Raw genomic sequence first — 4,524 nt, 5'->3', positions numbered from 1 at the left:
TTCGTGATAGCATCGGACTCTTCCACTCTGAATAATAAAGAATCTGTCTGTAGCGGGGGTACCTTCAATAAGAATAAATGAATTCTGTTTAAAATTGACAAATGCTAACTGCAACACTTTGACACCACCTTTTCCTTTTACGCCAAATCTTAAATCTAAATGTATTCCTTATCTTATCGACATACTTTTATCTTTTCTAAATAAAAAGTATTTCACATTCCATTTTATTCCCGGTATTTTCAAAAACTTTACTGCGGGCTATTTCTACCAGGGACTTTATGTCACTGGCACTGGCATTTCCATTATTTATTATAAAATTTCCATGCCATGGAGCAATTTGAGCTCCTCCTACAGAAAGTCCTCTTAAGCCGGCATCATCCACAAGTTTTCCGCTGGGGAATCCAAAATTTCTGTTGTTTTTAAAGACGCTGCCTGCACTTGGTGCCTTAAAATGTCCCTTACTCTCTCTATCTCTAAGGAATTTCATATTTTCTTCGTGAATAAAATCCCTTATTTCTGCATCTGGCTTTACATTCTCGTGTAATTCCGGGAATACACACTTAGCTTTAAGGACAACAGAGCTTATAAAGACATTTTTTCCTGTAAAAGGAGAAACTTTATAACTCCAGTCTTCATTTCCTTCAATATTATGATACATTTTAATGAAGCATTCAACTTTATCTTCAGAATTTTCGTCAAATTCCTTTATTCTCTCTAATGCCCTAAGTTCGTCTAAGTCTAAATATTCCACACTGTCTATTAATGTTGCTGCATCTACTGAATAACATCTGGCATTCATATAGGCAGCGCCGGCTATACTGGCAGGAAGCCCCGCAAAACTTTCCAGTCCCAGAAGGGCATTTTCTTCACAATATCCAGAAAGTGTCTCTATAAGGACTCCACACTGACAGTTTATTTTTACAGGACAGGATTCCTTTATTTTTGGACAATAACTTATTTTTAAAGGACTTATTTTTGCACTGCGGCTTAAGGAAAGCCCATTAAGTGCTGCTGTAGAAATTACAACTCCTTCGAAACCGTCATCAGCAAATACAATATTACTGCCGTTTCCCAGTATAAAGTATTTTATGTCGTATTTTATGCACATTAAAACTGCACGAATGGCAGAATCTACACTGGAAGGGACTAAAAAGAGGGCTGCAGGTCCACCAACCTTCATTGTTGTATGGGCAGAAAGCATTTCATTTTCTTTAATTTCACCCTTATAAAATTTGCAATCCTTGAATTTTTTAACTATTTCTTCTATGCTTTTAGCCATAATAAATCATTATAATACATATAGAAGAAATATGACAGAAGTTTTTCTTCAGGAGATAAATGATGGCGTTAAGACTTTATAACACAATGGGACGTACAATGCAGGAGTTTAAGCCCCGTACAGAAGGTTTTGTCGGCTTTTACGGCTGTGGTCCTACAGTTTACAACTACGCTCATATTGGTAACCTCAGGGCTTATGTATTCTTAGACACACTGGATAAGACTCTTACATTCCTTGGCTACGACATTAAGCACGTTATGAACATTACAGACGTTGGACATCTTACCGGCGACGGGGATGACGGCGAAGACAAAATGGTTAAAACTGCAGAAGAAAGACATCAGTCTGTACTGGAAATTGCAAAATTCTATACAGACGCTTTTATGAGTGACATTGATGCCCTTAACATTCGTCACCCGGATGTAATCTGTAAGGCAACAGAACACATAAACGAAATGATTGAACTTATAAAGGAACTGGAAGCTAATGGCCACACTTACATGGCTGGCGGAAACCTTTATTACGATATTTCTACTTATCCTGATTACGGGAAACTTGCACAGCTGGACTTAGACGAACTTAAGGCGGGTGCAGGACGCAGAAAGGTGGTTGTGGTTGATGAAAACAAGCGCAATCCTTCTGACTTTGTTCTCTGGTTTACAAAATCTAAATTCGAAGATCAGGCTATGACCTGGGACAGTCCATGGGGAAGAGGTTATCCTGGATGGCACATTGAATGTTCTGCCATGAGCATGAAGTATCTTGGAAAACACTTTGACATTCACACTGGTGGAATTGACCATGTTCCTGTTCACCATACAAACGAAATTGCCCAGGCAGAAGGGTCTTTTGACCAGGCTGAACGTGCTAAGGGGCCTTGGGTAAATTTCTGGCTTCACAACGAATTTCTTGTTATTGAAGGCGGCAATAAAATGTCTAAATCTAAAGGTAACTTTTTGCGCCTTCAGTCATTATTAGATAAGGGGTATAGTGCTTTAGACTACAGATTCTTCCTTTTGGGAGCCCACTACAGAAAGCAGGTATACTTTAGCTGGGATGCTATGGACGGAGCTAAAAATTCCCGCACCGCTCTTGTTTCCCGCATTGCAAAGCTTGCCCAGACTGCCGGTGGAGAAAAATCTCTTGAAGCTGGTAAAACTTATGCTAAGGGTCAGGCTTCTAAAACAGAGGGTTTAAGTCAGAAAGCCGTTCAGTACATGGAAAAATTCCGTGCCGCACTGGAAAATGATCTTGCAACTCCTGTGGCTTTAAGCACCATTCAGAAGGTTGTAAAAGACGGATCACTTGATCCTAATGAAGCTCTTGAACTGGTTCGCAGAATGGACAGTGTAATTGGTCTTAAACTTGCAGAAAGCGCTGTAGAAGCTCTTAAAAAAATGGAAGAAGAGGCTAAAAACTCTATGCCAGACCACAGCGGCGACCCTGAAGCTCAGGAAATTGACGCTCTTGTAGCAGAACGTACTATGGCCAAGAAAAACAAGGACTTTGCCCGTGCCGACGAAATTCGTAATATTCTTACAGAAAGGGGCATTACGATTATAGACACTCCGAATGGTCCAAGCTGGAAAAGAAACTGATATTTTATAAATATTGCAGCAAATTTATGTAACTAAAAGGATAATAAATTGTTATCAGATAAAATGAATGGTTCCCAGAAAACTGGACTTGACTGTACAGACTCCGGGGATTTTAAGCAGATATACGACGCAACTTTTCCGCTGCTGTTCAAGGTTTCCTACAAAATCGTAGAAGACGAAGAAGCAGCAGAAGATTTAGTACATGACTCCTTCATCAAAGCAAATGAAAAGAACATGATTTTTCCTTCTGTTGATGATGCAAAGTTCTGGCTTATCTGCGTTGTAAAAAATGCTTCTCTTAATTATGCAAAACGCAAGCTCAGGGAAACCAGGGCTTATCATAAGGCTTTGTACGAAGGACGTCAGCATATAGAGAGCGGCGAAGTTGATTTGCTTAAGTCAGAAGCCAGACAGATCGCAATTGATGCATTAAATAAGCTGCCCGAAAACTTAAGGGAAGTTCTTGTTCTGCGCGAATATGCCGACATGAACTATAAGGAAATTGGCAAAGCTCTTGGTATTTCTGAGGGTAATGTTAAAGTACGTGCCTTTAGAGCCAGGGAACAGCTTATAAAAATTATAGGAGAAGAAAATGTCTACTTGTCCTGAAAAAGATATCTTGTCTCTTTATCTTGATAATGAATTGTCGCCTGAATACGTAAAGCAGGTAGAAGAACATCTTGCTTCATGCGAAAACTGCGCTGCTCAGCTTAAGAAATTCAAAATTCTTAAATCTGCATTTGCAGAAGACTCTAATTCTATTTCCTTTACAAAAAGCCAGATTGATGACAGTTTTGACAGACTTATGGTTAAAATGTCATACAAAAAGAATGTTCTTGAAAAAGAAGAATCTATTCCTGTAAAAACTAAAGCTTTTCCATTTAAATATATTCTTAGCGGTGCCGCCGCAGCAGCAGTTGTAGCTGTTATTATACCTGTAAGAGTTTCAAAAAATTCTGACCCGGCTTCAAACTACAAGCCTCTTGCCCGCACCCAGCTTGTTCCTCAAAGTTCTTCATCCTATTCAAATACTGTAAGCATGCCTTCCATGACTGCAATGGCTCCAGGAAATGTTCCTGCTATGCGTTCACACAATATGCAGGGACCTATTATGAACAATGGGCCTTTCACAGAAGTTTCTGGAAGCACTACCCTGCTTAATTCTGTTCAGGAAGACAGGGCAAATCTTGCCAGCTATGATGTTTTTGGTCCTCGCCCGGAGGAAATGTTTGGTGAACAGCCAGACGAAAAATCAAAAGGTTTCACATTGCACTTTTCTTCTCCAATTGGTAACATCTCTTTAGAAATTGGAAATTAAAAAGGTGAACATTTAAAAGTGAACATTTTTCATTTATACAAGCAACTCCTCAAACGCTCTCCTGCAGTACGTATTCTTTCTGCAGGGGCTATAATACTTTTGGCTCTTGGAGCTACAGCCCTTATTGGAAAGAATGTAAACAGAAAACCTCTTATTACTTCTATAGATCCAACCTTAGGTTCTCCCGGTGACATTATGACCATTAAGGGAAACTTTTTTGGAAACAGCAGGGGAACTTCTTATGTAGAAATTGCAGGTTCCCGCATTACCGCCCAGGGTTATATTGAATGGACCGACAACCAGATTCAGGTGCTCCTTCCAGCATCTGT

Annotated in this window: 5 protein-coding genes; 4 read left to right on the top strand and 1 reads right to left on the bottom strand. The window is 39.6% G+C overall.

Annotation, left to right across the window (positions count from 1 at the left end; translation table 11 throughout):
- Positions 1–196: 196 nt before the first annotated feature.
- The gene (locus K6D58_RS00875) at positions 197–1,279 is read right to left on the bottom strand and encodes a UDP-N-acetylmuramate dehydrogenase (protein WP_296826591.1); all 1,083 of its coding nucleotides are present in this window, start codon (positions 1,277–1,279) and stop codon (positions 197–199) included.
- 62 nt (positions 1,280–1,341) lie between these two features.
- Between K6D58_RS00875 and cysS the strand changes: the two genes are divergently transcribed.
- From cysS to K6D58_RS00855, 4 genes are all read left to right on the top strand, one after another.
- The gene (gene cysS / locus K6D58_RS00870; RefSeq protein WP_296826589.1) at positions 1,342–2,877 is read left to right on the top strand and encodes a cysteine--tRNA ligase; all 1,536 of its coding nucleotides are present in this window, start codon (positions 1,342–1,344) and stop codon (positions 2,875–2,877) included.
- A 63-nt stretch (positions 2,878–2,940) separates the two neighbouring features.
- Positions 2,941–3,486, top strand: a complete 546-nt coding sequence (locus K6D58_RS00865; RefSeq protein WP_296826593.1) for an RNA polymerase sigma factor — start codon at positions 2,941–2,943, stop codon at positions 3,484–3,486.
- Positions 3,470–4,195 carry an anti-sigma factor family protein gene (locus K6D58_RS00860; RefSeq protein WP_296826587.1) on the top strand — a complete coding sequence of 242 codons (726 nt, stop codon included), beginning with the start codon at positions 3,470–3,472 and terminating at the stop codon, positions 4,193–4,195. Before K6D58_RS00865 ends, K6D58_RS00860 begins: the two co-directional genes overlap by 17 nt.
- 18 nt (positions 4,196–4,213) lie before the next feature.
- Positions 4,214–4,524, top strand: a 311-nt coding sequence (locus tag K6D58_RS00855; RefSeq protein ID WP_296826585.1) for an IPT/TIG domain-containing protein, incomplete at its 3' end; no start/stop codon positions are given.

This window comes from Treponema sp., assembly GCF_024696245.1.
GTDB lineage: Bacteria > Spirochaetota > Spirochaetia > Treponematales > Treponemataceae > Treponema_D.
This window is presented reverse-complemented; position numbering and strand designations above follow the sequence as displayed.

What these genes read in the sequence shown, in the direction of transcription:
- K6D58_RS00875 (WP_296826591.1), bottom strand. Translation starts at nt 1,279, where the DNA reads ATGGCTAAAAGCATAGAAGAAATAGTTAAAAAATTCAAGGATTGCAAA.
- cysS (WP_296826589.1), top strand. Translation starts at nt 1,342, where the DNA reads ATGGCGTTAAGACTTTATAACACAATGGGACGTACAATGCAGGAGTTT.
- K6D58_RS00865 (WP_296826593.1), top strand. Translation starts at nt 2,941, where the DNA reads ATGAATGGTTCCCAGAAAACTGGACTTGACTGTACAGACTCCGGGGAT.
- K6D58_RS00860 (WP_296826587.1), top strand. Translation starts at nt 3,470, where the DNA reads ATGTCTACTTGTCCTGAAAAAGATATCTTGTCTCTTTATCTTGATAAT.